At 74.2% G+C, this 25,971-nt stretch carries 23 protein-coding genes and 1 pseudogene; 13 read left to right on the forward strand and 11 right to left on the reverse strand.

The window, feature by feature from the left end; all coding sequences use genetic code 11:
• Positions 1 to 72 precede the first annotated feature (72 nt).
• The 4 genes from D5H75_RS13965 (at position 73) to D5H75_RS13980 (ending at position 3,991) form a co-directional block, all read left to right on the forward strand.
• A complete protein-coding gene (locus D5H75_RS13965) occupies positions 73 to 717 on the forward strand; it encodes a class I SAM-dependent methyltransferase (RefSeq protein WP_119926861.1) in 645 nt (214 codons plus the stop codon).
• A 79-nt stretch (positions 718 to 796) separates the two neighbouring features.
• Complete coding sequence (locus D5H75_RS13970; protein ID WP_119926862.1) at positions 797 to 1,954, forward strand: FAD-dependent monooxygenase; 1,158 nt, start codon at positions 797 to 799, stop codon at positions 1,952 to 1,954.
• 263 nt (positions 1,955 to 2,217) lie between these two features.
• On the forward strand, positions 2,218 to 3,315 hold the full coding sequence (locus D5H75_RS13975) for an LLM class flavin-dependent oxidoreductase (protein WP_119926863.1): 1,098 nt from the start codon (positions 2,218 to 2,220) through the stop codon (positions 3,313 to 3,315).
• Between the two features lies 1 nt (position 3,316).
• On the forward strand, positions 3,317 to 3,991 hold the full coding sequence (locus D5H75_RS13980) for an FMN reductase (protein ID WP_119926864.1): 675 nt from the start codon (positions 3,317 to 3,319) through the stop codon (positions 3,989 to 3,991).
• Positions 3,992 to 4,151: 160 nt separating this feature from the next.
• Here the strand turns inward: D5H75_RS13980 and D5H75_RS13985 are convergent, their stop codons facing one another.
• From D5H75_RS13985 to D5H75_RS14005, 5 genes are all read right to left on the reverse strand, one after another.
• Positions 4,152 to 4,925 carry a glycoside hydrolase family 25 protein gene (locus D5H75_RS13985; protein WP_202638129.1) on the reverse strand — a complete coding sequence of 258 codons (774 nt, stop codon included), beginning with the start codon at positions 4,923 to 4,925 and terminating at the stop codon, positions 4,152 to 4,154.
• 214 nt (positions 4,926 to 5,139) lie between these two features.
• Complete coding sequence (dusB, locus tag D5H75_RS13990; RefSeq protein ID WP_119926866.1) at positions 5,140 to 6,261, reverse strand: tRNA dihydrouridine synthase DusB; 1,122 nt, start codon at positions 6,259 to 6,261, stop codon at positions 5,140 to 5,142.
• A 146-nt stretch (positions 6,262 to 6,407) separates the two neighbouring features.
• Complete coding sequence (locus D5H75_RS13995; RefSeq protein ID WP_119926867.1) at positions 6,408 to 6,731, reverse strand: DMT family transporter; 324 nt, start codon at positions 6,729 to 6,731, stop codon at positions 6,408 to 6,410.
• Entirely contained in the window at positions 6,728 to 7,087 is a 360-nt protein-coding gene (locus D5H75_RS14000) for a DMT family transporter (RefSeq protein WP_119926868.1), read from the reverse strand. The genes D5H75_RS13995 and D5H75_RS14000 overlap by 4 nt, the downstream gene beginning before the upstream one ends.
• Complete coding sequence (locus D5H75_RS14005; RefSeq protein WP_119926869.1) at positions 7,084 to 7,629, reverse strand: TetR/AcrR family transcriptional regulator; 546 nt, start codon at positions 7,627 to 7,629, stop codon at positions 7,084 to 7,086. Before D5H75_RS14005 ends, D5H75_RS14000 begins: the two co-directional genes overlap by 4 nt.
• Positions 7,630 to 7,834: 205 nt before the next feature.
• On the opposite strand from D5H75_RS14005, the gene D5H75_RS14010 reads away from it, so the two are divergent.
• The 4 genes from D5H75_RS14010 to D5H75_RS14025 all read left to right on the forward strand — a co-directional run bounded on the left by D5H75_RS14010 (position 7,835) and on the right by D5H75_RS14025 (position 11,994).
• Positions 7,835 to 8,593, forward strand: coding sequence for an ABC transporter ATP-binding protein (locus D5H75_RS14010; RefSeq protein ID WP_119926870.1), 759 nt, complete (start codon positions 7,835 to 7,837; stop codon positions 8,591 to 8,593).
• A 9-nt stretch (positions 8,594 to 8,602) separates the two neighbouring features.
• Positions 8,603 to 9,364: an ABC transporter permease gene (locus D5H75_RS14015; RefSeq protein ID WP_119926871.1), complete on the forward strand. Its 762-nt coding sequence runs from the start codon at positions 8,603 to 8,605 to the stop codon at positions 9,362 to 9,364.
• 429 nt (positions 9,365 to 9,793) lie between these two features.
• Positions 9,794 to 11,164, forward strand: coding sequence for a hypothetical protein (locus D5H75_RS14020; protein ID WP_119926872.1), 1,371 nt, complete (start codon positions 9,794 to 9,796; stop codon positions 11,162 to 11,164).
• On the forward strand, positions 11,161 to 11,994 hold the full coding sequence (locus tag D5H75_RS14025; protein WP_119926873.1) for a transporter substrate-binding domain-containing protein: 834 nt from the start codon (positions 11,161 to 11,163) through the stop codon (positions 11,992 to 11,994). The genes D5H75_RS14020 and D5H75_RS14025 overlap by 4 nt, the downstream gene beginning before the upstream one ends.
• A gap of 107 nt (positions 11,995 to 12,101) precedes the next feature.
• On the opposite strand, the gene D5H75_RS14030 is transcribed toward D5H75_RS14025, so the two are convergent.
• A complete protein-coding gene (locus D5H75_RS14030) occupies positions 12,102 to 12,569 on the reverse strand; it encodes an adenylyltransferase/cytidyltransferase family protein (protein ID WP_242454253.1) in 468 nt (155 codons plus the stop codon).
• Positions 12,570 to 12,891: 322 nt separating this feature from the next.
• Here D5H75_RS14030 and D5H75_RS14035 point away from each other — a divergent pair, with 322 nt between their 5' ends.
• The 3 genes from D5H75_RS14035 to D5H75_RS14045 all read left to right on the forward strand — a co-directional run bounded on the left by D5H75_RS14035 (position 12,892) and on the right by D5H75_RS14045 (position 16,572).
• Positions 12,892 to 13,884 carry an amidohydrolase family protein gene (locus D5H75_RS14035; RefSeq protein WP_119926874.1) on the forward strand — a complete coding sequence of 331 codons (993 nt, stop codon included), beginning with the start codon at positions 12,892 to 12,894 and terminating at the stop codon, positions 13,882 to 13,884.
• A gap of 80 nt (positions 13,885 to 13,964) precedes the next feature.
• Positions 13,965 to 15,452: a serine/threonine-protein kinase gene (locus D5H75_RS41520; RefSeq protein ID WP_202638130.1), complete on the forward strand. Its 1,488-nt coding sequence runs from the start codon at positions 13,965 to 13,967 to the stop codon at positions 15,450 to 15,452.
• Complete coding sequence (locus tag D5H75_RS14045) at positions 15,445 to 16,572, forward strand: hypothetical protein (RefSeq protein WP_119926875.1); 1,128 nt, start codon at positions 15,445 to 15,447, stop codon at positions 16,570 to 16,572. Before D5H75_RS41520 ends, D5H75_RS14045 begins: the two co-directional genes overlap by 8 nt.
• Here the strand turns inward: D5H75_RS14045 and glgC are convergent.
• Positions 16,569 to 17,804, reverse strand: coding sequence for a glucose-1-phosphate adenylyltransferase (gene glgC, locus D5H75_RS14050; protein ID WP_119926876.1), 1,236 nt, complete (start codon positions 17,802 to 17,804; stop codon positions 16,569 to 16,571). The two genes, D5H75_RS14045 and glgC, sit on opposite strands and share 4 nt — an antisense overlap.
• Positions 17,805 to 17,956: 152 nt before the next feature.
• On the opposite strand from glgC, the gene glgA reads away from it, so the two are divergent.
• Entirely contained in the window at positions 17,957 to 19,132 is a 1,176-nt protein-coding gene (gene glgA / locus D5H75_RS14055; RefSeq protein ID WP_119926877.1) for a glycogen synthase, read from the forward strand.
• An 81-nt stretch (positions 19,133 to 19,213) separates the two neighbouring features.
• Here glgA and D5H75_RS44600 read toward each other — a convergent pair.
• Positions 19,214 to 19,696, reverse strand: a pseudogene (locus tag D5H75_RS44600) (DUF998 domain-containing protein); the annotation flags it as partial.
• A gap of 134 nt (positions 19,697 to 19,830) precedes the next feature.
• Positions 19,831 to 21,366: an amidohydrolase gene (locus D5H75_RS14065; protein ID WP_119926878.1), complete on the reverse strand. Its 1,536-nt coding sequence runs from the start codon at positions 21,364 to 21,366 to the stop codon at positions 19,831 to 19,833.
• A 161-nt stretch (positions 21,367 to 21,527) separates the two neighbouring features.
• Between D5H75_RS14065 and D5H75_RS41525 the strand changes: the two genes are divergently transcribed.
• A complete protein-coding gene (locus D5H75_RS41525; RefSeq protein WP_202638131.1) occupies positions 21,528 to 21,683 on the forward strand; it encodes a hypothetical protein in 156 nt (51 codons plus the stop codon).
• 237 nt (positions 21,684 to 21,920) lie between these two features.
• Here D5H75_RS41525 and D5H75_RS14070 read toward each other — a convergent pair whose 3' ends face one another.
• Together D5H75_RS14070 and D5H75_RS14075 are read right to left on the reverse strand one after the other, a co-directional pair.
• Positions 21,921 to 23,600, reverse strand: coding sequence for an FAD-dependent oxidoreductase (locus D5H75_RS14070; protein ID WP_119926879.1), 1,680 nt, complete (start codon positions 23,598 to 23,600; stop codon positions 21,921 to 21,923).
• A 557-nt stretch (positions 23,601 to 24,157) separates the two neighbouring features.
• Positions 24,158 to 25,951, reverse strand: coding sequence for a tetratricopeptide repeat protein (locus tag D5H75_RS14075; RefSeq protein ID WP_277949938.1), 1,794 nt, complete (start codon positions 25,949 to 25,951; stop codon positions 24,158 to 24,160).
• Between the last annotated feature and the right edge of the window lie 20 nt (positions 25,952 to 25,971).

The following is a 25,971-nucleotide window of genomic DNA, read 5'->3' on the forward strand; positions in this document are numbered from 1 at the left end:
CGGGGCCCTCACGAGGCATCGTGCGGCGTCGGCCCGGATGAGAGGGGCCGCCCGCGTGAGAGGAGAACGCACATGACCGACGCTTCACCGGCCGGCTCCGCCGAGGAGTTCTGGGAGGACTTCTACCGGTCCGAGGACCGGCGCTGGAGCGGCGAGGCCAACCCGCTGCTGGTGCGCGAGGCCGCGTCGCTCACCCCCGGCACGGCCCTGGACCTCGGCTGCGGGGAGGGCGCCGACGCGATCTGGCTCGCCCGCCGGGGGTGGCGCGTGACCGCGACCGACGTGTCGCGGACGGCCCTGCGCCGGGCGGCCGCCCACGCGGCCGAGGCCGGGGTGGGCGACCGGATCGAGTGGGAGGCGCATGATCTGTCCCGGTCGTTCCCCGGCGGGTCCTTCGACCTGGTGTCCGCGCAGTTCCTGCACTCCCCGGTCGCGGCGGAGGGCGAGCGGGAGGCCATCTTGCGCCGGGCCGCCGCGGCGGTGGCGCCGGGCGGGTCCCTCCTGATCGCCGGGCACGCCGGCTGGCCGTCCTGGATGGACGAGCCTCCCTTCCCCCACCACTTCCCGACCATCCCCGAGGTCCTGGAGAGCCTGGACCTGGCCCCCGGCGGCTGGCACGTGGACGTCGCGGACGTCGTCGAGCGCGAGCTGACCGGCCCGGAGGGGCAGCGCGGGCACCGCGAGGACCACGTCCTGCGCGTCCGCCGCCTCGGCTAGCGCCCGGCGCTGACGGGCGGGGCGGCGGGCGTCAGCGGGACGTCGGCGGACTGTCAACGGGGGTCGCGACGCTCTGGGCATGACGAAGAAGATCCTCATCTCCGGCGCCGGCATCGGCGGCCTCGCCCTCGCGCACTGGCTGGCCCGGTACGGCCACGCCGTCACCGTCGTGGAGAAGGCGCCGGCGATGCGCCCCGGCGGGCAGGCGGTGGACTTCAAGGGGGCGGCGCACCTGACCGTGCTGGAGCGCATGGGCATCCTGGAGGACGTGCGCCGGCACGCCACCGGAGGCGCCGACCTGTATTTCGTGGACGCCGACGGGCGGCGGCTGGGGGTCATGCCCGGGGAGTTCACCGGGGGCGACCTGGAGATCCTCCGGGGAGACCTGGCGCGGCTGCTCCACGACCGGGTGCGCGACCGGGCGGACGTCGTCTTCGGCGACTCGATCACCTCGCTGGCCGAGACCCCGGACGGCGTCCGCGCCACCTTCGAGCGTGCGGCCCCTGGGGCGTACGACCTGGTGGTGGGGGCCGACGGGATCCACTCCAACGTGCGGCGGCTGGTCTTCGGCCCCGAGCGGGACTACGTGCGCCACCAGGGGCACTACTACGCGCTGGCCGGGCTCGACCGGGACTTCGGGCCCGACGGGCTGATGTACAACGAGCCGGGGCGGCTGGTGTCCGTCGGCGGGAACAAGGCCCCGGCCTTCTTCGTGTTCGCCTCTCCGGAGCTGGAGTACGACCGCTACGACCCGGAGGCGCAGATCGCGATCCTCACCCGGGCGTACGCCGGGATGGGCTGGCGGACCGCCGAGGTCGTCGAGGCGCTCCAGGGCACCCGCGACGTGTACCTCGACTCGATCAGCCGCGTCCACATGGAGGAGTACACACGCGGCCGGGTCGCGCTGCTGGGCGACGCCGGCTACGGCAACACCCTGGGCGGCTTCGGCAGCGGGCTCGCGCTGGTCGGGGCGTACGTCCTGGCGGGCGAGCTGGCGGCGGCGGGCGGCGACCACCGCGCGGCGTTCCGGCGGTACCAGGAGATCCTCCTCCGCTACTCCAAGGTCGCCCGGAAGGGCAACGCGGGGCCGTTCCTCGCGCCGCCGACCTGGCGCAGGATCCGGAGCCGCAACCGGCTCTTCCGCTACCGGCCCATGCTCAAGCTGATGATCGCGATGGGCGAGAGGTTCGCCACCGGCATCGACCTGCGCGACTACCCCGTCCCGGCGCACCGCTGACCCCCGCCCCACCCCGCCTCCGCCCCGCCCGGCCCCTGTCCCGTCCCGCCCGCGTCGCGTCCTGCCCGTGTTCCGTCCCGTCCGCCCGCCGTACGGCCTGGCCCGCGTGCCGTACGGCGGGGCGTCCTCCGGCCGGGCGCGGCTGGGCGCCGGCGCGAGCCGTACCGGAACGGGTGGAAAGAAGGGGGCGCGGGCGGGAATGAAACAGGGGTGGGTTTACGCTTGCGACGTTGAACTTTCAACAGTCGCGGATGGTGATTAAAGTGCAGTTCGGGATCTTCACCGTGGGTGACGTGACCACCGACCCCACCACGGGGCGCACCCCCACCGAGCACGAGCGGGTCAAGGCGATGGTGGCGATCGCGCTCAAGGCCGAGGAGGTCGGCCTCGACGTGTTCGCGACGGGTGAGCACCACAACCCGCCGTTCGTGCCGTCGTCGCCGACGACCATGCTCGGCTACATCGCCGCGCGGACCGAGCGGCTCATCCTCTCCACCTCGACCACGCTGATCACCACGAACGACCCGGTGAAGATCGCCGAGGACTTCGCGATGCTCCAGCACCTGGCCGACGGGCGGGTGGACCTGATGATGGGACGCGGCAACACCGGCCCCGTCTACCCGTGGTTCGGGCAGGACATCCGCAACGGCATCCCGCTGGCCATCGAGAACTACGCGCTGCTGCACCGGCTCTGGCGTGAGGACGTCGTGGACTGGGAGGGGCGGTTCCGCACGCCGCTCCAGGGGTTCACCTCGACTCCGCGCCCGCTGGACGGCGTGCCGCCGTTCGTCTGGCACGGCTCGATCCGCTCGCCGGAGATCGCCGAGCAGGCCGCGTACTACGGCGACGGGTTCTTCGCGAACAACATCTTCTGGCCCAAGGAGCACTACCAGCGCCTGATCGGCCTCTACCGGCAGCGGTACGCCCACTACGGGCACGGCGCGCCGGAGCAGGCCATCGTCGGGCTCGGCGGCCAGGTGTTCATGCGCAAGAACTCCCAGGACGCGATCCGCGAGTTCCGCCCCTACTTCGACGTCGCCCCGGTGTACGGCCACGGGCCCTCGCTGGAGGAGTTCATGCGGGAGACCCCGCTCACGGTCGGCAGCCCGGAGCAGGTGGTCGAGCGCACCCTGAAGTTCCGCGAGTACTTCGGCGACTACCAGCGGCAACTGTTCCTCGTGGACCACGCGGGGCTGCCGCTGAAGACCGTGCTGGAGCAGATCGACATGCTCGGCGAGGAGGTCGTGCCCGTGCTCCGGAAGGAGTTCGCGATCGGCCGCCCGGCGAACGTGCCCGACGCCCCCACCCACTCCTCGCTCCTCGCCGCCCGTACGGCGGAGCCGGCTCCCGCGGAGGCCTGACATGACGAACGTGCGACTGGTCGCGGTCTCGGCCGGGCTCGGCAAGCCGTCCGCGACGCGGCTGCTGGCCGACCGGCTCGTGACGGCGGCCAGGGAACGGCTGGAGCGGCAGGGCGAGGAGGTCGAGGTCCGCGTGATCGAACTGCGCGACCTCGCCTCCGACATCGCCAACAACCTGGTCACCGGGTTCCCCGGGGCCAGGCTGCGCGAGGCCGTGGAGGCGGTGACCGGGGCGGACGCGCTGATCGCCGTCACCCCCGTCTTCACGGCCTCCTACAGCGGCCTGTTCAAGTCGTTCTTCGACGTGATCGAGCCGGACGCGCTCACCGGCAAGCCCGTGCTCGTCGCGGCGACCGGCGGCACGGCGCGGCACTCGCTGGTGCTGGACCACGCGATGCGGCCGCTGTTCGGCTACCTGCGGGCGCTCGTGGTGCCCACCGGGGTCTACGCCGCCGCCGAGGACTGGGGCGGCGCGGGCGACGGGCTGACCGCCACGCTGCCCGACCGCATCACCCGCGCGGCCGGGGAGCTGGCCGCGTTCACCGCCGCGGCGCGGCAGGCGCGCCCCGCCGGGCCCGCGCAGACCCCGGCGGGCGACGGCGCGAAGGAGAAGGAGGAGGCCGAGGTGGTGCCGTTCGAGCAGCTCCTCGCCTCGCTGCGCCCCGGTCGCGGCTGAGCGGCCGGAAGGGGCGCGCGCACCGGCGCCGGTCATCGCTGATCGGCCCCGGTCCGCGGCGCGGCTCCCGCCCGCCGGCCCGGGCTGCGCGGTCCGGGGTGCGCGGTCCGGGGTGCGCGGTCCGGGGTGCGCGGTCCGGGGTGCGCGGTCCGGGTACGGCTCAGCGCAGGTTGGCCAGGCGGCGGAGCGAGGACAGCGTGCCGTGGTAGACGTTGTGGTCGGTCGGGAAGCCGATGCCGGGCACGTACGACCGCCGGGTGTACTGCCAGAACGACCAGGCGCGGCCGCCCGCGACCGGCTCCGGGGACGCCTTGCCGTACCGCGCGAGGTGGAGGCGGTACCGCCCGAGCGAGGTCGTCCCGCCCAGGCACTCGTCGATGAACGACTTGCGCGTGTAGAGGGTGGCGTGCCGCCCGGTGACCTCGCGGATCCGGTTCAGGAACGCCGTCACCTCGCTCAGCCGCAGCCGGCGCCCGTTCGCGTAGCACTGCTCGACGTCCACCTCCGCCGGGAGCTGGTGGGCGCGGGTGCCGGTGAAGCCGTTGCGGCGCAGGACCCGCAGGAAGTGGTCGGCCTGCGCGCGCCCGGGGGCGTCGGCGGTGAAGTAGTGGTAGGCGCCGTGGATCAGGCCGACCCGGCGCGCCCCGGCGATGTCGCGGGCGAACCAGGGGTCCACGTAACGCGTGCCCTGGGTGGCCTTCATGATCGCGAAGGACTGGCCGCTGCGCACGACCTCCTCCCAGTCGAACGGCAGCCCGTTGCGGTGGTTGTGGCGGGAGGTGTCCGGGCCGAAGACGGTGTAGTCCCCCGGCGACCGCGCCGGGAACGGGCGGGCCTCGGCCGGGGCGGCCGGGGCGAGGACGGCCGGGGTGAGGACCGGGATCGCGGCGAGGGCTAGTGTGGCCGCGACCCGCCGTCTATCGCCAATGGGCATGTCTGCCTCCGTTGTGCACCATCCGTGATCGGGGGATCGCACCCCGTTCCATGTCGCCCCCATCGTGCACACGAGAGCGGCCCGCGACCGCGCGCCTCCGGTCTCGATTCCCTCCGTGTTCTGCCTGGATTCGGCAGATTGACTCGGCGGCCCGGTCCGGCCGGATACGGTCCGGTCCGGCCCGACCGCGGCGGGTCCGGCCGGGTCCGGCGGATCACCCGCCCGAGATGTCCGACTCCGCGTCCGCGCCGGGCGCGACCCCGTCGTACGGATCGTCGAGCCACCCCTCGGGCAGGTGCACCCGGTCGCGCTCGTTGCTCTTGCCGCGCGGCCCCTCGGCGGCGGCCGGCCAGGGCTGGTCCGCGTCGAGCGCGGACAGCCTCTCGCGCAGCTCGTCCAGGGACTCGGCCAGCGCGAGCGCCCGCCGCTGCTCGGCCCCCAGCGTGAAGCCCTTGGTGTACCAGCCGACGTGCTTGCGGAAGTCGATGATCCCGTGCCGCTCGTCCTCGGCGTGCTCGACCAGCAGCTCCGCGTGCCTGGCCATGGTCGCGGCCACCTCGCCCAGGCGCGGCCGGGCCCGCTCGGCCGACCCCTCGAAGGCCGCCGTCAGGTCCCGGAACAACCAGGGCCGCCCGAGGCAGCCGCGCCCCACGACCACCCCGTCGCACCCGGTCTCGCGCATCATCCGCAGCGCGTCATCGGCGCTCCAGATGTCCCCGTTGCCCAGCACCGGGATCTCGGTGACGGCCTCCTTCAGCCGCGCGATCGCGTCCCAGTCGGCCTGCCCGCCGTAGTGCTGCACGGCGGTGCGGCCGTGCAGCGCGACCGCGGCCACCCCCTCCCCGGCCGCGATCCGGCCCGCGTCCAGGTAGGTCAGGTGGTCGTCGTCGATGCCCTTGCGCATCTTCATCGTGACCGGCAGGGAGCCGGCGTTCGCGACGGCCTCGCGCAGGATCGCCCGCAGCAGGTTCCGCTTGTACGGCAGCGCCGAGCCGCCCCCCTTGCGCGTCACCTTGGGCACCGGGCATCCGAAGTTCAGGTCGACGTGGTCGGCGAGGTCCTCCTCGGCGATCATCCGTACGGCCCGGCCCACGACGGCCGGGTCCACCCCGTAGAGCTGGATGCTGCGGGGCCGCTCCTCATCGTGGAACCGGATCATCCGCAGCGTCTTCGCGTTCCGCTCCACGAGCGCCCGCGAGGTGATCATCTCCGAGACGTACAGCCCGCCGCCCTGCTCCCGGCACAGTCTCCGGAACGCCGTGTTGGTGATCCCCGCCATGGGCGCCAGCACCACCGGCGGCCACACCTCCAGCGTCCCCACCTTCAACGCGCCCATCGCACCCCCCGAAGCCACACCGACCCGCCCAAGGATAGGCACTCCCTCCCGGTCCCTTCACGGCCCCGCCCCGCGGCCCGGCCATGGTCCCAGGATGGCGGCCGCCAGGCGCGGGCCGCGTGTGACGGGGCGGCGCCGGGAGCCGGTCAGTGGGCGGCGCCCAGTTCGATGAACAGGACGCCGACGATGATCAGGCCGATCCCCAAGGCCATGACCTTGGTGAGCGGCTCGTGAAACAGGAGGCGGGAGGTGATCGCGGTCAGGGCCACGCCGGCCGCGGCCCAGATGCCGTAGGCCACGCCCAGCGGCATGCCGCCGTCCAGGGCGAGGGTGAGGAAGGCGAAGGCGGCCACGAACCCCGCGGCCACCGCGAGCAACCACGCCCTGCCGCCGCCCTTGGAGGCCATCCGCAGCGACAGGGTGCCCCCGGTCTCGGAAAGGATGGCGCCGATCAGAAAGACCCAGGTCACGCGTCAACGCCTTCCTTGCGGACCCTGCGGGCGCGGGCGGCCTGCGAGCCGATCTCCACGCACAGCACACCCGCGATCACCAGGGCGATGCCGACGCCCATCAGGGCGGTCAGCGGGTCGCCGAAGATGACGGTGGCCAGGAGGGCGGTCAAGGTGACACCGGCCGCGCCCCAGATGCCGTAGGCGACGCCGAGGCCCATGCCGGCGCGCAGCACCAGGCCCAGAACGGCGAACGAACCGACGTAGCCGGCGGCGACGACCGCGTACAGCGCCGCGTGGTCCAAAGCCCCGCGCAGCGCGAGCGTGGCGGTGACCTCCAGCAGGATCGCCGCGAGGAGCAGTGACCACTTCTTCATGGCCTGCTCTGCTCTTTGAGCAGTTCGTCAGCGACCGCCAACAGTTCCGCGCGGTCGCGCTCCTCGACGGGGAAGACGCCCGTGGTGGCGACCGTCCAGTAGCCGTCGGCCATCAGCCGGGCGGCCGTCAGCCGGCCGCGGTCCTGTACCGGCAGATCGTCGGGCAGGGCGAGCCAGGGGCCCAGGCGCCGCGTCCAGGTCTCGGTAAGGGCGCCGCGGTACAGCGCGTCGGAGAAGATCGCGAAATCCGCGCGGTCGAACCGCTCCGTCAGCGCGACCTCGACATAGGCGCGGATGCGCTGGTACGGCGAGGCCGTCTCGAACGGCTGCCCCAGACGCTGCCGCAGCAGGGCCTCCCACCGTTCGGCGACGTGGTCGACGACGCCGAGCATCAGGGCTTCCTTGGTCGGAAAGTGGTACATCAGCCCCGGCTTGGTCAGCCCGACCTGCTTGGCCGTGGCGTCCAGGGTGATCGACCCGCCCCCGTCGGCCCGCAGTAGCTCCAACGCCCCGTCCAGGATTCGGTGCCTTGCGTTTGTCATGCGCCTTACTATACCTTCCGGAAGGTAAAGTTCAACGCCGATGGGACGCTCACGACGCGTCGAAGAGCGCTGCCCCAGAAGGTCCCGTCGCAGATGCCGGCCGTGCTCTCCGGCCGCGTACGGCGGCGGGGCCGAGCGGGCATCCGGCGACAAGAGCGAAGAGCGTGCCGGCCAGGGCCACCGACCTCAAGGACAGGACAACCTGATGACGACACAGCAAGTCCCGGCGATCCAGGTGCGAGGCCTGGAGAAGTCGTACGAAGACCTGCGGGTGCTGCGCGGCGTGGACTTCGAGGTGGCGCGGGGCAGCGTCTTCGCCCTGCTCGGCTCGAACGGCGCGGGCAAGACCACGACCATGAGAATCCTGGCCACGCTGCTCAAAGCCGACGCCGGCACAGCCGCCGTCAACGGTTTCGATGTCGCCACGCACCCGGCGAACGTCCGGGAGTCCCTCAGCCTCACCGGGCAGTTCGCGGCCGTCGATGAGATCCTCAGCGGGCGGGAGAACCTGGTGCTGGTCGCCCGGCTACGGCATCTCGATCGACCGGGCGAGATCGCCGATGAGCTGCTCGAACGCTTCTCGCTGACCGACGCGGCGGCGCGGAAGGTGTCGACGTATTCCGGCGGCATGCGCCGCCGCCTGGACATCGCGATGAGCCTGGTGGGCGATCCACCGGTCATCTTCCTGGACGAACCGACGACCGGGCTGGATCCCCAGGGGCGCATCGAGGTGTGGCAGGCCGTCAGGCAACTCGCCGACCAGGGGACCACGGTGCTGCTCACCACGCAGTACCTGGACGAGGCCGAACATCTCGCCGATCGGATCGCGATCCTGCACGAGGGCCGGATCATCGTCAACGGCACCCTGGCCGAGCTCAAGCGACTGCTGCCGCCCGCCAGGATCGAACGCGTCGAGAAGCAGCCGACTCTCGAGGACGTCTTCCTCTCCCTCGTAGGCAGGTAGGGAACCCCGATGACCATGCGTTTCCTCGGCGACACCGCCGTACTGACAGGACGATCCCTGCGCCACATCACGCGCAGCCTGGACACCATCTTCACCACCACGATCACGCCGATCGCCATGATGCTGCTGTTCGTCTACGTGCTCGGCGGCGCGATCAGAACGGGGTCGGACTCGTATGTGACCTACCTGCTGCCCGGCATCCTGCTCATCACGATCGCCTCTGGCATCGCCTACACCTCCTTCCGGCTCTTCATGGACATGAAGAGCGGGATCTTCGAGCGCTTGCGGTCCATGCCGATCGCCCGCTCCTCGGTGCTGTGGGCACACGTGCTGACCTCGCTGGTGGCCAATCTGCTCTCGGTGGTGGTCGTCGTGCTGGTGGCCCTGCTCATCGGGTTCCGCTCCAGCGCGGGCCTGCCGGCCTGGCTCGCGGTCACCGGCATCCTGCTCCTGTTCACCCTGGCCCTGACGTGGCTGGCCGTCATCCCCGGCCTGTCCGCCAAGTCCATCGACGGCGCCAGCGCGTTCTCCTACCCGCTCATCTTCCTGCCGGTGATCAGCTCGGCCTTCGTGCCCACCGACACCATGCCCGGCCCGGTGCGCGCCTTCGCCGAGCACCAGCCGGTGACCTCCATCGTCAACGCCATCCGCGCCCTGCTCACCCAGCAGCCGGTCGGCACCGACATCTGGATCGCCCTGGCCTGGTGCGTCGGCATCCTCGTCGTCACCTTCGGTTTGGCCATGAACGTCTACCGCCGCAAGATCACCTAAGGGAGTGATCATGGAACACGCCATCAAGAGGCTTCCGGCGGCGCGTCAGCCCGGCCGCCCCTTCGACCGAAGACGTCGAGCTGGGCGGCCACGGTCTCGGCCGGGGAGATGCTCATCTTTGGCCCTCGCCATCTCCGCATCCTTCTCCACATCCTTCGTCGCGTGACCGGCACCCTCTGTCCGAAGCCGCTCCGGCCTGTGAACGCCACCCCTGCGCCAGGGCGGTGGGCGGCGCCGGCGACCAGGACGCGCGGGATCAGCGCCGGGCCGCGCGTCCTGCCGCCGGGTGGCGCGGGTCCGGAGAGCCGGCCGGGGCGGGGGATCGGGGCCTGAGGACGGCTCCTTGACACCGCCGCGAATGGGTTGATTAATGCAGGGACGAAGGCGGGCTCCGGATCTCGCCGCGTGGAGCGACGGGGGAGGCGGGCGATGGCGCGGGCGGCCGTCCAGGTGGGGCCTTCGCCGGTCGGGGGGCGGCGGGCCGCCGACGTGCCCCGGCGGATCCGGGTGCTGGCCGGGGCCGCCGCGGCGGCGCTGGCGGTGTTCTTCGGGGCCGTCTGGATGGTGGCGGGGGAGGCGCGGGACGGGCTCCGGGTGATCGGGCACGACGCCGGGCCGCAGGTCGTGGCGACCGCGGGCCTCTACCTCGCGTTGAGCGACATGGACGGGCAGGTGGCCCTGGCGCTGCTCGCGGGAGAGGAGCGGGGGGAACGGCGGCGGGCGGCGCTGGCCAGGTACGAACGGCGGCGCGGGGAAGCGGGGCAGGCGCTGCTGCGGGCCTCGGCGCTGGCGGGCGGGGACGCGGCGGAGCGGCGGACCGTGCAGGCCGTGCTGGACGGGCTGGGCCGCTACGAACGGCTCGCGGCGCGGGCGCTGCTGCTGGACGAGCAGGCCCCGCCCGGGGACGCCCCCGCCGCGGCGCTCGCCGTCTACCGGGACGCCGCCGACCTGATGCGCGAGGAACTGCTGCCCCAGGCGTACAACCTGACACTGGAGAGCGGCACGATCGTGCGGCGCACCCACGACGAGACGCGGGTCGCGCTGTTCCTGGGGCGGTGGGGGATGGCGGCGGCGGCCGTGGCCGCCCTGGGGTGCCTGGTGGCGCTGCAGGTGTTCCTGGCGCGGCGGTTCCGGCGGCTGATCGGCCCCGCGCTGCTGCTGGCCACGGTGGTGACGGCCGTCTACGCCTGCGCGGGGATCGCCGCGCTGGGGGGCGCGGCCGAGACGCTGACCCGGGCCAAGCGGGACGGGTTCGACGCGGTGCTGTCGCTGGCCAGGGCGCGGGCGATGAGCAACGACATGCACGGCGACCAGACGAGGTACCTGCTCGACCGGGAGCGGGCGGACACCTACGAGCACACCTACCTGAACGCCGCCCAGTCGGTCTACTACGTCGAGGCGGGCAACCTGCGGCAGTACCACCAGGGGGTCGCGCGGGCGACCCCGGCGGAGAGGCGCCCGGGCTTCCTCGGGGACGTGCTCGCGCGCCGCCCGTCCGGGGCGGAGCCGCTGGCGGCGTACGGAGGATTCCAGCGGGCGGACGCGCGGATGCGCGCGCTGGCGGAGGAACGGCGGGGCGAGGCGGTGGCGTTGCGGCTGGGCGCGCTGGAGAAGGCGTACGACGACTACGACGCGCGGCTCGCGGACGCGGCGCGGAGGTACGTCGCGGTGTTCGAGGGGGCGGTGCGCGAGGGGGAGGACGCGCTGCGGGACGTGACGTTCCCGCTGCCGATCGCGGTGATCGCGGCCGCGGCGCTGCTCGTGGGCGGGGTCGGCCCGCGGCTCGGGGAGTACCGGTGAGGGCGCGCCTGGCGGCGGTCCTCGCCGCGGCGCTGCTGGCCGCGGCGGCCTGCTCGGGCGGCGGCGAGCCGGAGGACGGGCCCACGGCGGGCGGCGGATCGATCCTGGGCAAGGAGACGCTGGTCGTCGGCGTGCGGCCGGACCTGCCCGGGATCGGGTTCCGGCGGCCCGACGGCACGTTCGAGGGGTACGACGTGGAGGTCGCCCGCTACCTGGCCGCCAAGCTCGGCGCGAAGCCCCGGTACGTCCCGGCGCTCGCCGCCGACCGGGAGACGCTGCTGCTCCAGGGGCGGGCCGACCTGATCCTGGCGACGTTCTCGGTCACCCAGGAGCGGAAGAAGCGCGTGGCGTTCGCGGGGCCGTACCACATCTCCTACCAGGACATCCTGGTCAGGTCGGACGAGAAGCGCATCCGGGGCGTACGCGACCTGGCCGGGCGCGGGATCTGCGCGGTGACCGGGTCGAACGCGGCCGAGCGCGTGGTCGAGGAGCGCGGCGTGGCGGCCCGGCTCGTGCCGGCCCGCGACTACGCCGGATGCCTGGACCTGCTCAAGGAGCGCAGGATCGACGCGATCACCACGAACGACGTGATCCTGGCCGGGCTAGCCCGGCGGGAGGGCGGGCTGCGCCTGCTCAACGCGCGGTTCAACGAGCAGCGCACGGGTGTCGGCATGCGCAAGGGCGACCTCGCGGGCTGCGAGGCGCTCAACCGCGCCATCACCGAGATGTACCAGGACGGGACGGCCGCCCGCCTCCTGCGCAGGTGGTTCGGCGGCAGCGGCCTGGACCTCCGCTCCGTCCACGTGCCCAGGTTCGAGGGGTGCGGCTGAGACCGGGCCGCGCGAGGTGCGGCTGAGCCCGGCCGCGGAGATTCGGCTGAGCCTCCTGGCCGCGCGCGAGGCCCGGTGCCCGGCGAGCCCTCCGGCGGCCGGGCCGCTCAGTGGCTCAGGGCCTCCAGGAACGCGGTCGTCGAACGCCCCTGGGTGAGCGTGAGCTGCCAGGACTCCGCCCCCAGGGCCTCGGCGCCGCGCCGCTTCTCCGCGGCGTACGGGTCGCCCTCGGTGTACGCCAGGGCGGCGGGGCGCAGCGGGCGCAGCAGCTCCACGTAGTGCTCCCACGTCTCGGAGGAGACGGGCCCGGAGATGATGAAGACGCCGTCCACCGCGCGCAGGGCGGCCAGCACCTCGGCGCGTTCCTCCGCCGGGTTGATCGGCCGGGTCGGGCCCTTCCAGGACCGGACGCGCGCGTCGTCCTCCACCCCGACCAGCAGCGGCCGCCCCCGCTCCCGCACCTGGGTGAGGAACCGCACGTGCCCCACGTGCAGCAGGTCGAAGGCGCCGGTCACCACGGCGGGGCCGCTGACCCGGGGCCTGCGGCCGTACCACTCGATGCTGAGATCCTCCACGGTCCCCCCGCTCACGCCGTACGTCCGTCTGACAAGACCATCATGCCGACCACCTTCGCCACGCCTATCCCCAATGATCGAGCATGCGCTGTCGCGGCGCCGCGAGGGGTCGCCCATCCGCATGGCGCCCCTCCACCGTACGGCGTCCCGCCGCGGGCTCCGCACGGCGTGCCGCAGGTGTTCCCCGTCACCCCGGACCCGGAGAGCCGGGGCGGGCCCGCCGCGCCGGACGGGGACACCGGCCCGGTCATCACCAAGCGGTTATATCCGGCGACAGGTCGAGTATTGGGAATCGCCGGGGCGCCGCCGCCAGGATTGACGCATGGTCATCGACGTCCACGCCCACGTGTTCCCCCCGATCACGCGCGCCGAGTCCCGCGTCCTCGACGACGAGGACGGCCCCTGGCTGCGCGCCGGTGACGACGGCGCGGGCATGATGATGAGCGGTTCGGAGGAGTACCGCCCGGTCACGGCCGGGCTGTGGGACCCGGCCGCCCGGCTCGCCGCGATGGACGCCGCGGGCGTGGACGCTCAGGCCGTCTCCTCCACCCCGCTCATGTTCGGGTACGGCGCCGAGCCCGGCCGCGCGGCCGCGTGGTGCGACCTGGTGAACGCGCGGATCCTGGAGCACTGCGCGGCCGACCCCGCGCGGCTGCTGCCGCTGTGCCAGGTGCCGCTGCAGGACGTCGCGCGCGCGTGCGAGACGGTGACGCGGGCGAAGGCGGCCGGGCACCGCGGCGTCCACATCGGCAACCACGCGGGCGACCGCTACCCCGACGACGGCGAGATCGTCGAGTTCCTGGCCCACTGCGCGCACGAGGGCATGCCCGTCCTGGTCCACCCCTGGGACATGCTGGCCCCCGAGCGCATGCGCGGCCACATGCTGCCCTGGCTGGTCGGCATGGCCGCCGAGACCCAGCTCTCGATCATGCGCATGATCCTGTCCGGCGCGTTCGACCGGCTCCCGCGCTCCCTGCGCCTGTGCTTCTGCCACGGCGGCGGCAGCTTCGCCTACCTCCTCGGCCGCGCCGACAACGCCTGGCACAACCGCGACATCGTCCGCGCCGACTCGTCCGCCCCGCCCTCGGCGTACACCGACAGGTTCTTCGTGGACTCGGCCGTCTTCGACCCCCGGGCGCTCCGCCTCCTCGTCGAGGTCATGGGCCCGGAGCGGGTCATGCTCGGCACCGACTACCCGTTCCCGCTCGGCGAGAGGAAGCCGGGCGAGGTCGTGCGCTCCTGCGACGCCCTGACGGAGGAGACCCGGGACCTGATCCTCGGCGGCAACGCGACCGCGTTCTTCGCCCGATCGTGATGGGGGCCGTCCCCGGCGGCTGATGACTCGCGCGGGCGCCGGTGTTACGTTCGCGCCATCGGTCGAACTGGGGGCGTCCCATGCAGCGGCTTCGTCCGGGGGATCCCGCCGCCGTGAGCGGCTACAAGCTCATCGGCCGGCTCGGCGCGGGCGGGATGGGCCAGGTGTTCCTGGGCCGGTCGCCGGGCGGGCTGCCCGTCGCCATCAAGGTCGTCCATCCGCACCTCGCGGAGGACCCGGAGTTCCTGGCGCGGTTCCGCCGGGAGGTCGCCGCCGCCCGCGCGGTCAGCGGCCCCTACACGGCGCCCGTGGTGGACGCCGATCCGGACGCCGACCCGCCCTGGCTGGCCACCGCGTTCCTGCCGGGGCTCTCCCTGCACGACACGGTCGCCGCGCACGGGCCCCTGCCGGAGCGCACCGTGCGCACGCTCGGCGCGGGGCTGGCGGAGGCGCTCGTGTCCATCCACCGGGCGGGCGTGGTCCACCGCGACCTGAAGCCCTCCAACGTCATCCTCACCCCGCAGGGCCCGCGCGTGATCGACTTCGGCATCGCCAGGGCCGCCGACGCCACCGCCGCGACCCAGAGCGGGATGGTGGTGGGCTCTCCCGGATACATCACGCCCGAGCAGGTGACGGCCGGGACGGCGAGCCCGGCGGGGGACGTCTTCTCGCTCGGGGCGGTGCTGGTGTACGCCGCCACGGGGGCCACCCCGTTCGGGGAGGGGCCCGCGCACGTGGTGGTCTACCGCGTGGTGCACGAGCCGCCCCGGCTGGACGGGGTGCCGGGTCCCCTGCGCGACCTCGTCGCCGCCTGTCTCGCGAAGGACCCGGACCGGCGCCCCACCCCGGCCCAGGTGCTGGACCGCCTCGCCGAGCCCACCGGGGAGCCCGGCCCCGGATGGCTGCCGGACCCCGTGGCCGAGCACGTCACGGCCCGCGTCCGGCTCCTCCCGCCGACCCGGGTCCTCCCCGAGCCCGGGGAGTCCCCCGGCGCGGGGCCCGCGACGCACGGGACGCCGGGAGCGGTGGGAACGCCGGTCCAGGGCCCGGCCGGAGCGCCGCCCGGTCCACAGCCACCCGCGCCGCCGGTCGAGGAGGGCCCCGACGAGCCGCGCACCCCGCCGCGCCGCGTCCTCGGCGCCGTCCTGGCCGTGGCCGCGGCCGCCACCGTGCTGACCACCGGGCTCACCCATCCGGCGGTGTGGCCGGACGGGCGCGTCTGCGCCGACCTCGCGGCGGGGCTGGAGCGGCTGCCCGCGCCGGCGCCGGTCCCGCCCCGGACGCCGACGTTCCAGGAGTACCAGGCCGACCCGCAGGCGTTCGAGCGGCGCAGGCGGGACGCGGAACTGGAGACCGCGCGGCGCGAAGACCGGCACGGGCGCGACATGGCCTCCATGCTCACCGGCCTGAGCCGGCGGGCGTCCGGGCCCACCCTGAAGCGGGCGCTGGAGGCGCTGGCGGCCGTCGAGCTCCGGGCGGAGCCGAAGGACTTCATGAGCGCCGAGGCCCAGGCCCACCGCGCCGAGGAACGGAAGGCCGCGGCGGACGTGAGGAGGGCCTGTGGCTGAGGCCCACGTCGCGCTGCGCCGCGCCCGGCTGATCGCGCTGGCCACGGCGTCGGCGGTCTGCGGCGGGATGCTCCTGCACGCCGTGCTCGTCGGGACGCGCGCTCGTGGCGCCGGGCCGCCGTTCGCGGACGCTCTCGCGTTCCCCCTGCCCGCCCTCGACCGCCTCTCCCCGGCCAGGATTCTCTGGGTCCCGCTGGTGCTCGCCGCCGTCGCGGCGGTCCTGTACGCCGTGATCACCGGGACGCGGCGCGGCGTGCCGCCCCAGGGCGCGGGATACGCCGTCTTCCTGCTCGGCTGGGCCGGGGCGACCTTCGCCGCCGCCGTCGCGGCGCTCCCCTTCCACGCCGCCTCGGCGCCGTACTGGCCCGGCCCGGACCTGGCCGCCAGCGGCCTGGGCCGTCTGTTCTGGGTCCACGTGCCCGTCGCCGTGGCATGGGGCCTGCTCGCGGGGTGGATCGGCGGCCTGGCGGCGGCGATCGCCTACCGTCGTACGGCTCCCGCGCGGGCCCCCGGGCCCGGGACGGCCCGCACGGTGACTCCGGCGGCGGGCCGGGGATCGGTGCCGGGAGCGGGTGCGGGAGCGCCGCGCGGGACCGGGAGGGCGTGGCCGGCGGCCGGGGGCGCGGGCGGGATACTGGGCCTGATCATCCTGGCCGGCGGCCTGTTCGCCTTCGTCGAGCAGTCCCGCGGGGGTCCGGCCATCCTCGAGTTCCTGACCTTCCCCAACCCCCTCAGCGCGAACTGGGGGCTGCCGCCCAGCACCCGCCGCCCGTCCTGGGCGGGCCTGCTGGACCCGCTCGCCCTGGTCCTCCTCGCGGTCACGTCGGCGGGGCTGCTGACCCTGATCCTGTCCCCGGCCCTGCGCCGCCTGCGGAACCGCCGGGGCGCCGTGTTCCTGATCACCTGGGGCTGCGCCGTACTCGTGACCGGGCTGGCCGGGCTGATGCGCGGGCTCGCCATCAGGGTCGCCGAGCGGTTCGGGGAGGAGGTCCTGGTGGTCCCGGGCTTCCCGGACCTCGCCGACGGCGCGGTCCACGGTCTCCTGTACGGCTGGCTCGCGGCGGCGGCCGCGGCATTCCTCTGGACGCGCCGGCGGCCGCCGGGAGCGCACGCCCCCTAGGGCTCGATGGCCTGGTTCTTGCCGATCACCACGATGCCGTTGCGGGTGACGGTGAAGCGGCGTCGGTCGCGTTCGAGGTCCACGCCGATCTGGGCGCCCTCGGGGATGACGACGTTCTTGTCCACGATGGCCCGCCGTACGACCGCGCCCTTGCCCACGCGGACGCAGTCCATGAGGACCGAGTCGTGGACCTGGGAGCGCTCGTCGAGGACCACGTTGGGGCTGAGGACGGAGCGCTCGGACAGCCCGCCGGCCACGATGACGCCCGGCGAGACGAGGGAGTCGCGGGCCAGCCCCATCCGGTCGTCCTCGCTGAACACGAACTTGGCCGGGGGCAGCGGGTCGTGCCCGGTGTAGATGGGCCAGTCGGCGTTGTAGAGGTTGAAGATGGGCTCGACCGCGACCAGGTCCATGTGCGCCTCGTAGTAGGCGTCGAGGGTCCCGACGTCGCGCCAGTAGGCCCGGTCGCGGAACGTCGAGCCGGGCACCTCGTTGCGGGCGAAGTCGTACACCTGCGCCTGGCCGCTCTTGACCAGCATGGGGATGATGTCGCCGCCGAGGTCGTGCTTGCTGGCGGGGTTGCGCGCGTCCTCCCGGACCGCCTCGATCAGCGCACGCGTCTCGAAGACGTAGTTCCCCATCGACGCGTACACCTGGTCGGGGGAGTCCGCCAGCCCCACCGCGTCCTTCGGCTTCTCCCGGAACGCCGCGATCTGCCGCCCGTCCGGCCCCGTCTCCACGATCCCGAACTGGTCCGCCAGCGACAGCGGCTGCCGGATCGCCGCCACGGTCACCGCGGCCCCCGACTCCATGTGCTGCTCCACCATCTGGCGGGGGTCCATCCGGTAGATGTGGTCGGCGCCGAACACGATCACGTGGTCGGGGTCCTCGTCCTGGATCAGGTTGAGGTTCTGGAAGATCGCGTCGGCGGAACCCGCGAACCACCGCGGGCCGAGGCGCTGCTGCGCCGGCACCGGCGTCACGTAGTTCCCCAGCATCGCCGACATCCGCCAGGTCCGCGAGATGTGCCGGTCCAGGCTGTGGTTCTTGTACTGCGTGAGCACGACGATCCGCAGATACCCGCCGTTGGCCAGGTTCGACAGCACGAAGTCGATCAGCCGGTAGATCCCCCCGAACGGCACGGCGGGCTTGGCCCGGTCCGCCGTCAGCGGCATCAGCCGCTTCCCCTCGCCGCCGGCCAGCACCATCGCCAGAACCCGAGCCCTCGCCATACAAGCGACACTAACGCCCCAACCGATACGCAACCACCCACCCCTCCCGTCGAATCCGGCGGAGGAGGCCCGATCGTCCGGATCCGTACGGCCACCGGCGGACGGCCGCCGCGCCGTACGGCCTCCGGCGCGGGTGGTTAGGCTGCGTGGGTATGCGGGTTGATTTGCTGAGCCGGGAGTATCCGCCCGAGGTGTACGGCGGCGCCGGGGTGCACGTGGCGTACCTGGCCCGGGAGCTGCGGCGGCTGTGCGACGTGCGCGTGCGGTGCTTCGGGGCGGAACGGGACGAGGCGTCGGTCGCCGCCTACCGGAGCCCCCGGGAGCTCGCGGAGGCCAACGCGGCCCTGCAGGTGCTCGGCGTCGACCTGGAGATGGCGCAGGACTGCGCCGGGGCCGACGTGGTGCACAGCCACACCTGGTACGCCAACCTCGCCGGCCATCTGGCCTCGCTGCTGCACGGCGTCCCGCACGTCGCGACCGTGCACAGCCTGGAGCCGCTGCGCCCGTGGAAGGCCGAGCAGCTCGGCGGCGGCTACCGCGTCTCGTCGTGGGCGGAGCGCACCGCGCTGCTCGGCGCGGCGCGCGTGATCGCCGTCTCGGACGGGATGCGGCGCGACCTGCTCTCCGCCTACCCGGAGATCGACCCCGAGCGGGTGAGCGTGATCCACAACGGGATCGATCCCGAGGAGTACAAGCCCGCCGCCGAGACCTCGGCGCTGGACCGGCTCGGGGTGGACCCGGAGCGCCCCTCCGTCGTGTTCGTGGGCCGCGTGACCAGGCAGAAGGGCCTGCCGTACCTGCTGCGGGCCGCCCGGGACCTGCTTCCCGAGGCGCAGCTCGTGCTCTGCGCCGGCGCGCCGGACACCGCGGAGATCGCGGCGGAGGTGTCCGAGCTGGTCGCCGAGCTGCGCGCCACCCGCCAGGGCGTGGTGTGGCAGCCGGAGATGCTGCCCCGCGAGGACCTGGTCCAGGTGCTCTCGCACGCCACCGTGTTCGTCTGCCCCTCGGTGTACGAGCCGATGGGCATCGTGAACCTGGAGGCCATGGCGTGCGAGGCGCCCGTGGTGGCCACCGCGACGGGAGGCATCCCCGAGGTGGTGGCCGACGGCGAGACCGGGCTGCTGGTCCCGGTCGAGCAGGCCGCCGACGGCACCCCGCTGGACCCGGGCCGCTTCGCCGCCGACTTCGCCGAACGCGTGAACACGCTGCTGGGGGATCCGGAGCGCGCGCGGGAGATGGGCCGGGCCGGCCGCGTCCGCGCCGTGGAGCGCTTCTCCTGGAGCGAGATCGCCCGCCGCACCCGCGACCTCTACGCCGGCCTCGGCTAGCACCGGGCGCCGCGCCAGACCCGACGCCAGCATCGCCACCATGGCGATCTCGGCGAACAGCACGGCCCGCTGGGACAGTCCCTCGTGCGCCCACAGCAGCACGATCAGGCCGGTCGCCGAGCCGGAGGCGGTCCAGGTGACCCGGCGGGCCGTCTCCGCCCAGCCGGGCAGCGAGCGCAGGATCCGGGCCAGCAGCAGGCCGGCCAGCGGGAGCGCGATGAGCGCCGCCGCCGCGCCGTACCGGTGGATCAGCCCGCTCATCGAGGTCACCCCGGGCGCGTCGTCGGTGGGGTAGACCGCCGCGAGCACGAGCCCCAGCCCCGCGACGCCGAGCAGCAGCCGCGCCGGGCCGCTGCCGCGCACGTGGGCCAGCGCGACGATGAGCCCGGCCAGGCCCGCCGCCAGCGCGGTCATGCTCCCGCCGAGCAGCAGCGCGCCCTGGGGGACGAACGCGTAGGTGCTCATCAACCGGGTGAGCCCGCCGAACGCGGCGTGCAGCCAGCCCATCAGGACGAGCGCGAGAACGATGCCGGCGAGGGAGATCCGGGCCCAGTTGCGTGTCATGGGAGGAAATTACGGAGACATCATGATCCAATTCGTCGGGCTGAGCTCCGATATCTCCCTTGCTCCCAGGGAGGGGGGTCCCCTAGTACCTGAGGATGGGACCGAGACCCGGATGAGCTCCCGGGTACGACCGGTCAGCCCCTCTGGTAGGTCTGGACCCCGGCCAGGAAGGTGGCGTACACGCCGATCTCGGCGATGGAGTCCGGTTCCGCGGTGTACGGGTCCTCCTCCAGGACGACGAGGTCCGCGTACTTCCCGGGGATGAGGGAGCCGATCTCGTGATCGCTGAAGAGCTGCCAGGCCGGGTCGATCGTCTGCGCCCGCACCGCCTCGTCCACGCTCACCCGGTGCTCCGGCCCCAGCACCCGCCCGGATCCCAGCGCGCGCCGCGTGACCGCGGACTGGATGTTCCGCAGCGGCCGCGGCGGCGTCACCGGGGAGTCGTTGTGGAAGGAGATCCGCAGCCCCGCGTCCAGCGCCGACCGGGCGTCGCACCACCCCCCCGCCCGCGGGCCGAACAGCTCGTCCAGCATCACGTCGCCCCGGTAGTAGATCTCCGCGGGGAACAGGCTGCACGTCACGCCCAGCTCCGCCGCGCGGCCGTACTGCCCGGGCGTCATCGCGCCGCAGTGCTCGATCCGCAGCCGGTGGTCCGGGCGCGGGTGCATCCGCAGCGCCCAGTCGTACACGTCGAGCACGAGGTCCACGGCCGCGTCGCCGTACGCGTGGCACGCGACCTGCCATCCGGCGGGGAAGTGGCCGGCGAGCACCTCCCGCAGCTCCCCGGCGGTGGCGCTGGGCGGCGTCCGGCGCTCGAACCGCCGGCCCGCCTCGGAGTCCAGGTAGTCGAAGGTGAACGCCGCGTCCCCCGTCCACGGCCCGCCGTCCGCCCACGCCTTGATCCCGGTACGGCGGAGCATGGCGTCGCCCTCGCCCGGCCGCCCCGGCTCGCCCGGCGGGGCGTACGACCGCATGCGGACGCGCGCGCCGGGGGAGCGGGCCACGTCCTCCGCGACCGCCCACAGGTCCTGCGACAGCCCCAGGTCCGCGACCGTGGTGATGCCCGCCGCCGCCAGCGCCTGGTGCTCGCGCTCCAGCAGCCACGGCAGGTCCGCCGCGCTCTCCCTGATCAGCGGGGTGGTGATCGCGCGCAGCCCGGGCGCGCCGCGCATCACGCCCGGCCCCGGCAGCCCGGCCGCCCGCAGCGCCTCGCTGTTGGCGTACGCCAGCTCGACGGCCGCGTGCAGCACCACCACCGGGTTGTTGGGCGCCAGCTCGTCGAGGAAGTCCCTGGTCGGATCGGGCAGGCCGGGCTGCTGGAGCGGGTCCCAGCCGAAGAACACGCGCGGCGAGTGCGGCTCGGCCCGCTGGAGCACCTCGCGCATGCGCGCCAGCACCGCGTCCCCCGTCGGGTAGTCCATCGCCCGGACGTCGATCACGTCGGGCTGCCGCAGCAGCATGTCGCGCGTCGGATGCCCGTGCGCCTCCACGAACCCCGGCAGCGCCGTGCGGAACCCCAGGTCCACGACCGTGGCGTCCCCGGCGAGCCGCGTCACCTCGTCGTGGTCCCCGACGGCGGCGATGAGCCCCTCGGACGCCAGCAGGGCCTCCGCCCTCGGCCGCGCCGGGTCGTTGGTGACGAACGTCGCGTTGACGAACAGTACGTCCATGAGGGGTGCCTACCGCGAACACCCTGCGTGTAACGCGAGTGACGCCGGGGACGCGGCGTGTCCCCCGGGGCGGCGAATTCCCGGGAGCGCATGCCTGGCGGGGCATGGAATCCGCGCCCGGGGAACACCTAGGAGTACGAAGGAAGCACCGAGGAGGGCCAATGGCTTCCCTTATAGACCGCATTCGGCGATATGTCCGCAGTCCGGAGGGCCGGCGCAACATCGAGAAGGCCAAACGCGCCGCCCGCGACCCCCGCAACCAGGCCAGGCTCCGCGACCTCATGGGACGGCTGCGCGGCGGCCGCCGCCACCGCTGACGGCTCCACCGGCGGTTCTCGCCGGCGGCTCCGGCTCACGGCCGCCGCACGCCCGGAAGCCCCGCGCGCGACCGCGCGGGGCTTCCGGCGTTCCCCGTCGTCCGTGACTCCGCCGTCCTCCGTCGTCCTCCGTCGTCCTGGGTCGTCCTCCGTCGTCCTCGGTCGTTCTCGGTCGTCCTCGTCGTCCCCCGGCGTTCCGTGGTCTGCCCGTCGTCGCCGGGGAGACCGGGGGGCCGATCAGGTACGGCAGAGGGCCCGCTCCAGCACGTCCCCCATCGTGGCCGCCGGGTCCCCGGCGGGCCCGGGCGCGCGCCACGCGATGATCCCGTCCGGCCTGACCAGCGCCGCCCCCGCGGCGCCGACCCCGTGCCGGTTCGCCCACACCCCGTCCCGGTCCACGAGCCCGCCGTACGCCTCCGGAGCGCGGCACGCCGTGCCGTACGCCGGGGAGGTCCCGGGCGCCGTGCCGTACGCCGGGGAACCCGCGGGGGCGACCACGTGGACGGCGAGGGTGACGCCCAGCCGGTCCGCCACCGTCCGGCCGGCGTCGGCCCACGCGGCCCCGTCCGGGCCGCAGACCAGCGTGAGGCCCGCGCCGTACAGGTCGAGCGTGGAGATCGGGACACCGCCGCGCTCCAGCACGACGTGCGGCGCGCGGCTGCCCGGCCGGCCGGTCGGGACGCGCGGGTCCTCCAGGAGCGAGCCGTCGTCGCCGGGCTCGGTGAGGATCGCGGGGGAGTGGCAGCGGTACCCGAGGATCAGGGAGTAGACGTCCTCCACCGGTTCGGGCAGCTCGCCCCGCAGCTCGGGCGAGATCCGCACCCCGAAGTTGGCGAGCTGGTGGTCGGCGGTAAGGTTCGCGGCCGGGCGGCGCTCGGCGTCGTAGGCCGCCAGCAGCCCCGGTCCCGCCTCGCCGCGCAGGACCAGCGCCAGCCGCCACGCGATGTCGTACCCGTCGATGATCGCCGTGCTCCCGCCCATCCCGCCGGTCGGGGGCATCGTGTGCGCGGCGTCGCCGGTGAGGAAGACGCGGCCCTCGGCGTACCGCCCGGCCGTCAGGTGCGCGATCGTGAACGACCCCTGATCGACGATCTTCACCGGGAGGTCCGGCAGCCCGACCGCGACGCGGACCAGCTCCACCGCCCGCTCCTCCGGGTACGCCGGCCGGTCGCCGGGGCCGTACTGCACGCCCAGCAGGTGCCCGGCCGCGCCGATGCCGGTCACGATCGCGCCCTCCAGGACGGGGCTGTGGACGTACCAGATGACCGTCTCCCGCTCGCGGACGAGCCCGCCCAGGTCCGCCTCGAACAGGATCGAGCGCATCTGCCCCAGGTCGCCCCGCCCGCCGGTCGGCACGCCGAGCGCCCGCCGCACCCCGCTGCGGTGCCCGTCCGCGGCCACCAGGTAGTCCGCCCGAACCGTGCTCTCCCGCCCGGTCCGCAGGTCCCGCAGCACCGCCGTGACCCCGTCGGCGTCCTGCTCGAACCCGGTGAGCCTGGTGGAGAAGCGCAGGTCGGCGCCCGCCTCCTCGGCCATGCGGCGCAGCACCCGCTCGACCTCGGCCTGCGGGACCCCGGCCCCCGGCGAGGGCGTGATCGCGGCGAGGGCGGCCATCTCCGCCTCGTCGCTCTCCACCAGCACCGTCGGCTCCGGGTCGCTCAGGCTGGACCCCATCGCGATGCGCGTGTCGTCGGAGACCTCCGCCGACATCTCCATGATGGCCCGCTCCAGGCCGGGGGCCGCCCGCAGCAGCTCCATCGTCCGAGGGCCGATCCCGAACGCCTTGGGCTGCGCCGACGTCCCCTCGTGCCGCTCGGCGAGCAGCACCCGGACCCCGCGCAGGGCGAGGAAGAACGCCGTGGTCAGCCCGGCGTACCCACCTCCGCACACGATGACCGGCACCCGTTCGTCGCGCATGCGGCACCTCCTGTCGAGATATATCGCTTCTTGCCGGGAACGTACGCCGGGGGTCCGCGACGGTCAAGACATATCGCGTTTGGTCACGGACCTCGGCTCGCTGACCTTTACGTTTGTGGGTGTGTGATTACTTCGGAGCCCGGGTAGTTAACGTGCCGTAGCCGATCCATTACCCGAAAGGCTGGAGTGCGAGTGTCTAGCCATACCCTTCCGCACCCGCTCGGCCCGCCCCGCGCCCGTCCCGCGACGCCCCGCGGACGACCACCGCCCGTCCGCGTACCCGACCCGATTCCCATCCGCGATCACACGAGGAGTTGACCGCCCCTGGCCCATCGCCTGGTGACTCGCGGGCGGCTCCCGCAGCCGCCCGCCTCCCACCCCTGATCACCGGCCCCCGCGCCCCCCGCGGGGGCCGGTTCACGTCCCGACACCCCCTCCCCCCGCCGTACGGCCAAGCCCGGCTCACGGACGGCCGGGGCGGTGCGAGCCGTATGGGCCGCGGTCGCGCGTGACCGGGGGTTCGCGGGACGCCGTACGGCCGGCGGCGGGGGAGGGGGTCAGCGGCGGCGGAAGAGGCGGCGCCAGCGGGAGCGCGGGCGCTCCGGGGGCGGGGCAGGGGCGGGGGCGGCCAGGCGGCGCAGGTCGGGGTGCATGTCCGGGGTGGCGAGGACCAGGGCGCGCAGGGAGTCGAGGATGGTGACGGGGCGGGTGGTCGCGGCCTCGGCGGCGGCCATGAAGCGCCAGCCGACGAGTTCGGCGACGTCGCCGCGGGCCTCGGGGTTGACCCAGGCGGTGGCGACCAGGGCGGCGAGGGCGGCCTCGGTAATCCAGTCCTCGGGGCCGTACGCCAGGTCGATCAGCACGCGCCGGCGGTCGGACTCGGCCCAGGGCTGGTCCGGCCGGTGGTGCGCGATGCCGAAGCACGCCCACGCCTGGACCTGGCGCAGCCACTGCGGCCACACCTCGGGCCGGTCGAACGGGCACTCCGGCGGGTGCACGAGCACGCCGAGGAGGTCGTCGAGCGGCAGCGCCGACAGCCGCACGGCCTGGTCGTACGCCCCGGGCAGGTGACGCCAGGGCGACTCGGCCAGGGCGGCGACCGCCCGCGCCGCCTCCGGCGACGGCGGGGGCACGACGGGCACGGCGCGGGTCCCCTCGAAGTGCCAGACCCGCCGCCCCACCGACCTGACGGCGCCCTTCTCGAACACCTCGGGCACGGTCAGCCGCGCGTCGGGCGCGGGCACGTCCTGGATCTCGATGGAGTACCCCGGCAGCACCCGCGCGAACGCCAGCAGCGCGCTCGGCGGCTCGGGGGCGGACAGGAACGCCTCGCCCGTGGCGGGGGCGTCGCCCGCCTTCTCCAGCACCTGGTACAGCAGGTTGACCACCGCCTCCGACGCCGCCGGGGCCCGGCCCAGCCAGTCCCGGGGCGCGGAGTGCACCGCCAGCACCGAGTCGGCGTGCTCGTTCCCGGGGTGCTCGCGCAGGTAGTTCGCGAGCTCCACCAGGTGCCGCACGTCGCCGTCGCGCTCGAACCGCATCCCGCGCGCCGTCGGGAACGCCGACTCGTGCGCCGGGTCGCGCCGCAGCGCCCGCTCCACCCACGCGAGCCCGTCGTCGAGGCGTCCCGCCCGGTGCAGCAGTTCGCCGATGTCCGTGTGCAGGTAGAGGTTGCCCGGGTCGTGCTCCAGCGCCCGGACCAGCGCCCGCTCCGCCTCGGGCCACCGCTCCAGGTTCCGGTAGGCGTACCCGGCCGCGATCGCCGCCTGCATCGACGGCTCCAGCCGGTACGACCGCTCCGCCAGCCCCGCGGCCTCCCCGGGCTCGCCGGCCCGCCGTACCAGCATCGACCCGGCCCACAGCAGCATCGGGTGATCCGGATACAGCCGCACGGCGTGCCGCACGAGCTGCACATAGGGCGCCAGCGGCTCGCGCTCCCCCTCGGGCAGCGGGTCGGGCATCACGGCCGCCAGTGACCCGATCAGCGAGCAGAGGGTGTCCGGGTCGATGCGGGAGGCCAGCTCCGGGTCCAGCACCCAGGGCACATGCGCCCACCGCCCGCCCATCTCGTGCGCCTGCGCCGACACCAGCAGGTCCAGCGCCTCGGCGTGCTCCCCACGGGCCGCCAGCAGATGGGCCCGGGCCAGCACGGTGCCCAGGAAGACCGGCTCCTCCATGGGGAACAGCCCGGCCCCGCCGTCCGGCGCCCCCGACAACCGGGCCAGCAGCTCATGCGCCTCGGGCAACCCCGGCTCGAACACCAGCGCGGCGGCCACGTGCTCCGCCGCGTGGGTCACATCCCCGTCATCAAGCGCCAGCCGGGCGAGACTGACCTCCCCCTCAGCCTGCAACCGGGGATCATCCATCCCCT

It is taken from the genome of Bailinhaonella thermotolerans (assembly GCF_003594875.1).
Classification (GTDB): domain Bacteria; phylum Actinomycetota; class Actinomycetes; order Streptosporangiales; family Streptosporangiaceae; genus Bailinhaonella; species Bailinhaonella thermotolerans.

Bases quoted from the DNA above. Each gene is read 5' to 3' on its own strand.
- D5H75_RS13970 (WP_119926862.1), top strand. From the start codon at position 797: ATGACGAAGAAGATCCTCATCTCCGGCGCCGGCATCGGCGGCCTCGCC.
- D5H75_RS41525 (WP_202638131.1), top strand. From the start codon at position 21,528: ATGGCTTCCCTTATAGACCGCATTCGGCGATATGTCCGCAGTCCGGAG.
- D5H75_RS13965 (WP_119926861.1), top strand. From the start codon at position 73: ATGACCGACGCTTCACCGGCCGGCTCCGCCGAGGAGTTCTGGGAGGAC.
- glgA (WP_119926877.1), top strand. From the start codon at position 17,957: ATGCGGGTTGATTTGCTGAGCCGGGAGTATCCGCCCGAGGTGTACGGC.
- D5H75_RS14065 (WP_119926878.1), bottom strand. From the start codon at position 21,366: ATGGACGTACTGTTCGTCAACGCGACGTTCGTCACCAACGACCCGGCG.
- D5H75_RS13985 (WP_202638129.1), bottom strand. From the start codon at position 4,925: ATGCCCATTGGCGATAGACGGCGGGTCGCGGCCACACTAGCCCTCGCC.
- D5H75_RS14015 (WP_119926871.1), top strand. From the start codon at position 8,603: ATGACCATGCGTTTCCTCGGCGACACCGCCGTACTGACAGGACGATCC.
- D5H75_RS14070 (WP_119926879.1), bottom strand. From the start codon at position 23,600: ATGCGCGACGAACGGGTGCCGGTCATCGTGTGCGGAGGTGGGTACGCC.
- D5H75_RS14000 (WP_119926868.1), bottom strand. From the start codon at position 7,087: ATGAAGAAGTGGTCACTGCTCCTCGCGGCGATCCTGCTGGAGGTCACC.
- D5H75_RS14020 (WP_119926872.1), top strand. From the start codon at position 9,794: ATGGCGCGGGCGGCCGTCCAGGTGGGGCCTTCGCCGGTCGGGGGGCGG.
- D5H75_RS14005 (WP_119926869.1), bottom strand. From the start codon at position 7,629: ATGACAAACGCAAGGCACCGAATCCTGGACGGGGCGTTGGAGCTACTG.
- D5H75_RS14010 (WP_119926870.1), top strand. From the start codon at position 7,835: ATGACGACACAGCAAGTCCCGGCGATCCAGGTGCGAGGCCTGGAGAAG.
- D5H75_RS41520 (WP_202638130.1), top strand. From the start codon at position 13,965: ATGCAGCGGCTTCGTCCGGGGGATCCCGCCGCCGTGAGCGGCTACAAG.
- glgC (WP_119926876.1), bottom strand. From the start codon at position 17,804: ATGGCGAGGGCTCGGGTTCTGGCGATGGTGCTGGCCGGCGGCGAGGGG.
- D5H75_RS13980 (WP_119926864.1), top strand. From the start codon at position 3,317: ATGACGAACGTGCGACTGGTCGCGGTCTCGGCCGGGCTCGGCAAGCCG.
- D5H75_RS14035 (WP_119926874.1), top strand. From the start codon at position 12,892: ATGGTCATCGACGTCCACGCCCACGTGTTCCCCCCGATCACGCGCGCC.
- dusB (WP_119926866.1), bottom strand. From the start codon at position 6,261: ATGGGCGCGTTGAAGGTGGGGACGCTGGAGGTGTGGCCGCCGGTGGTG.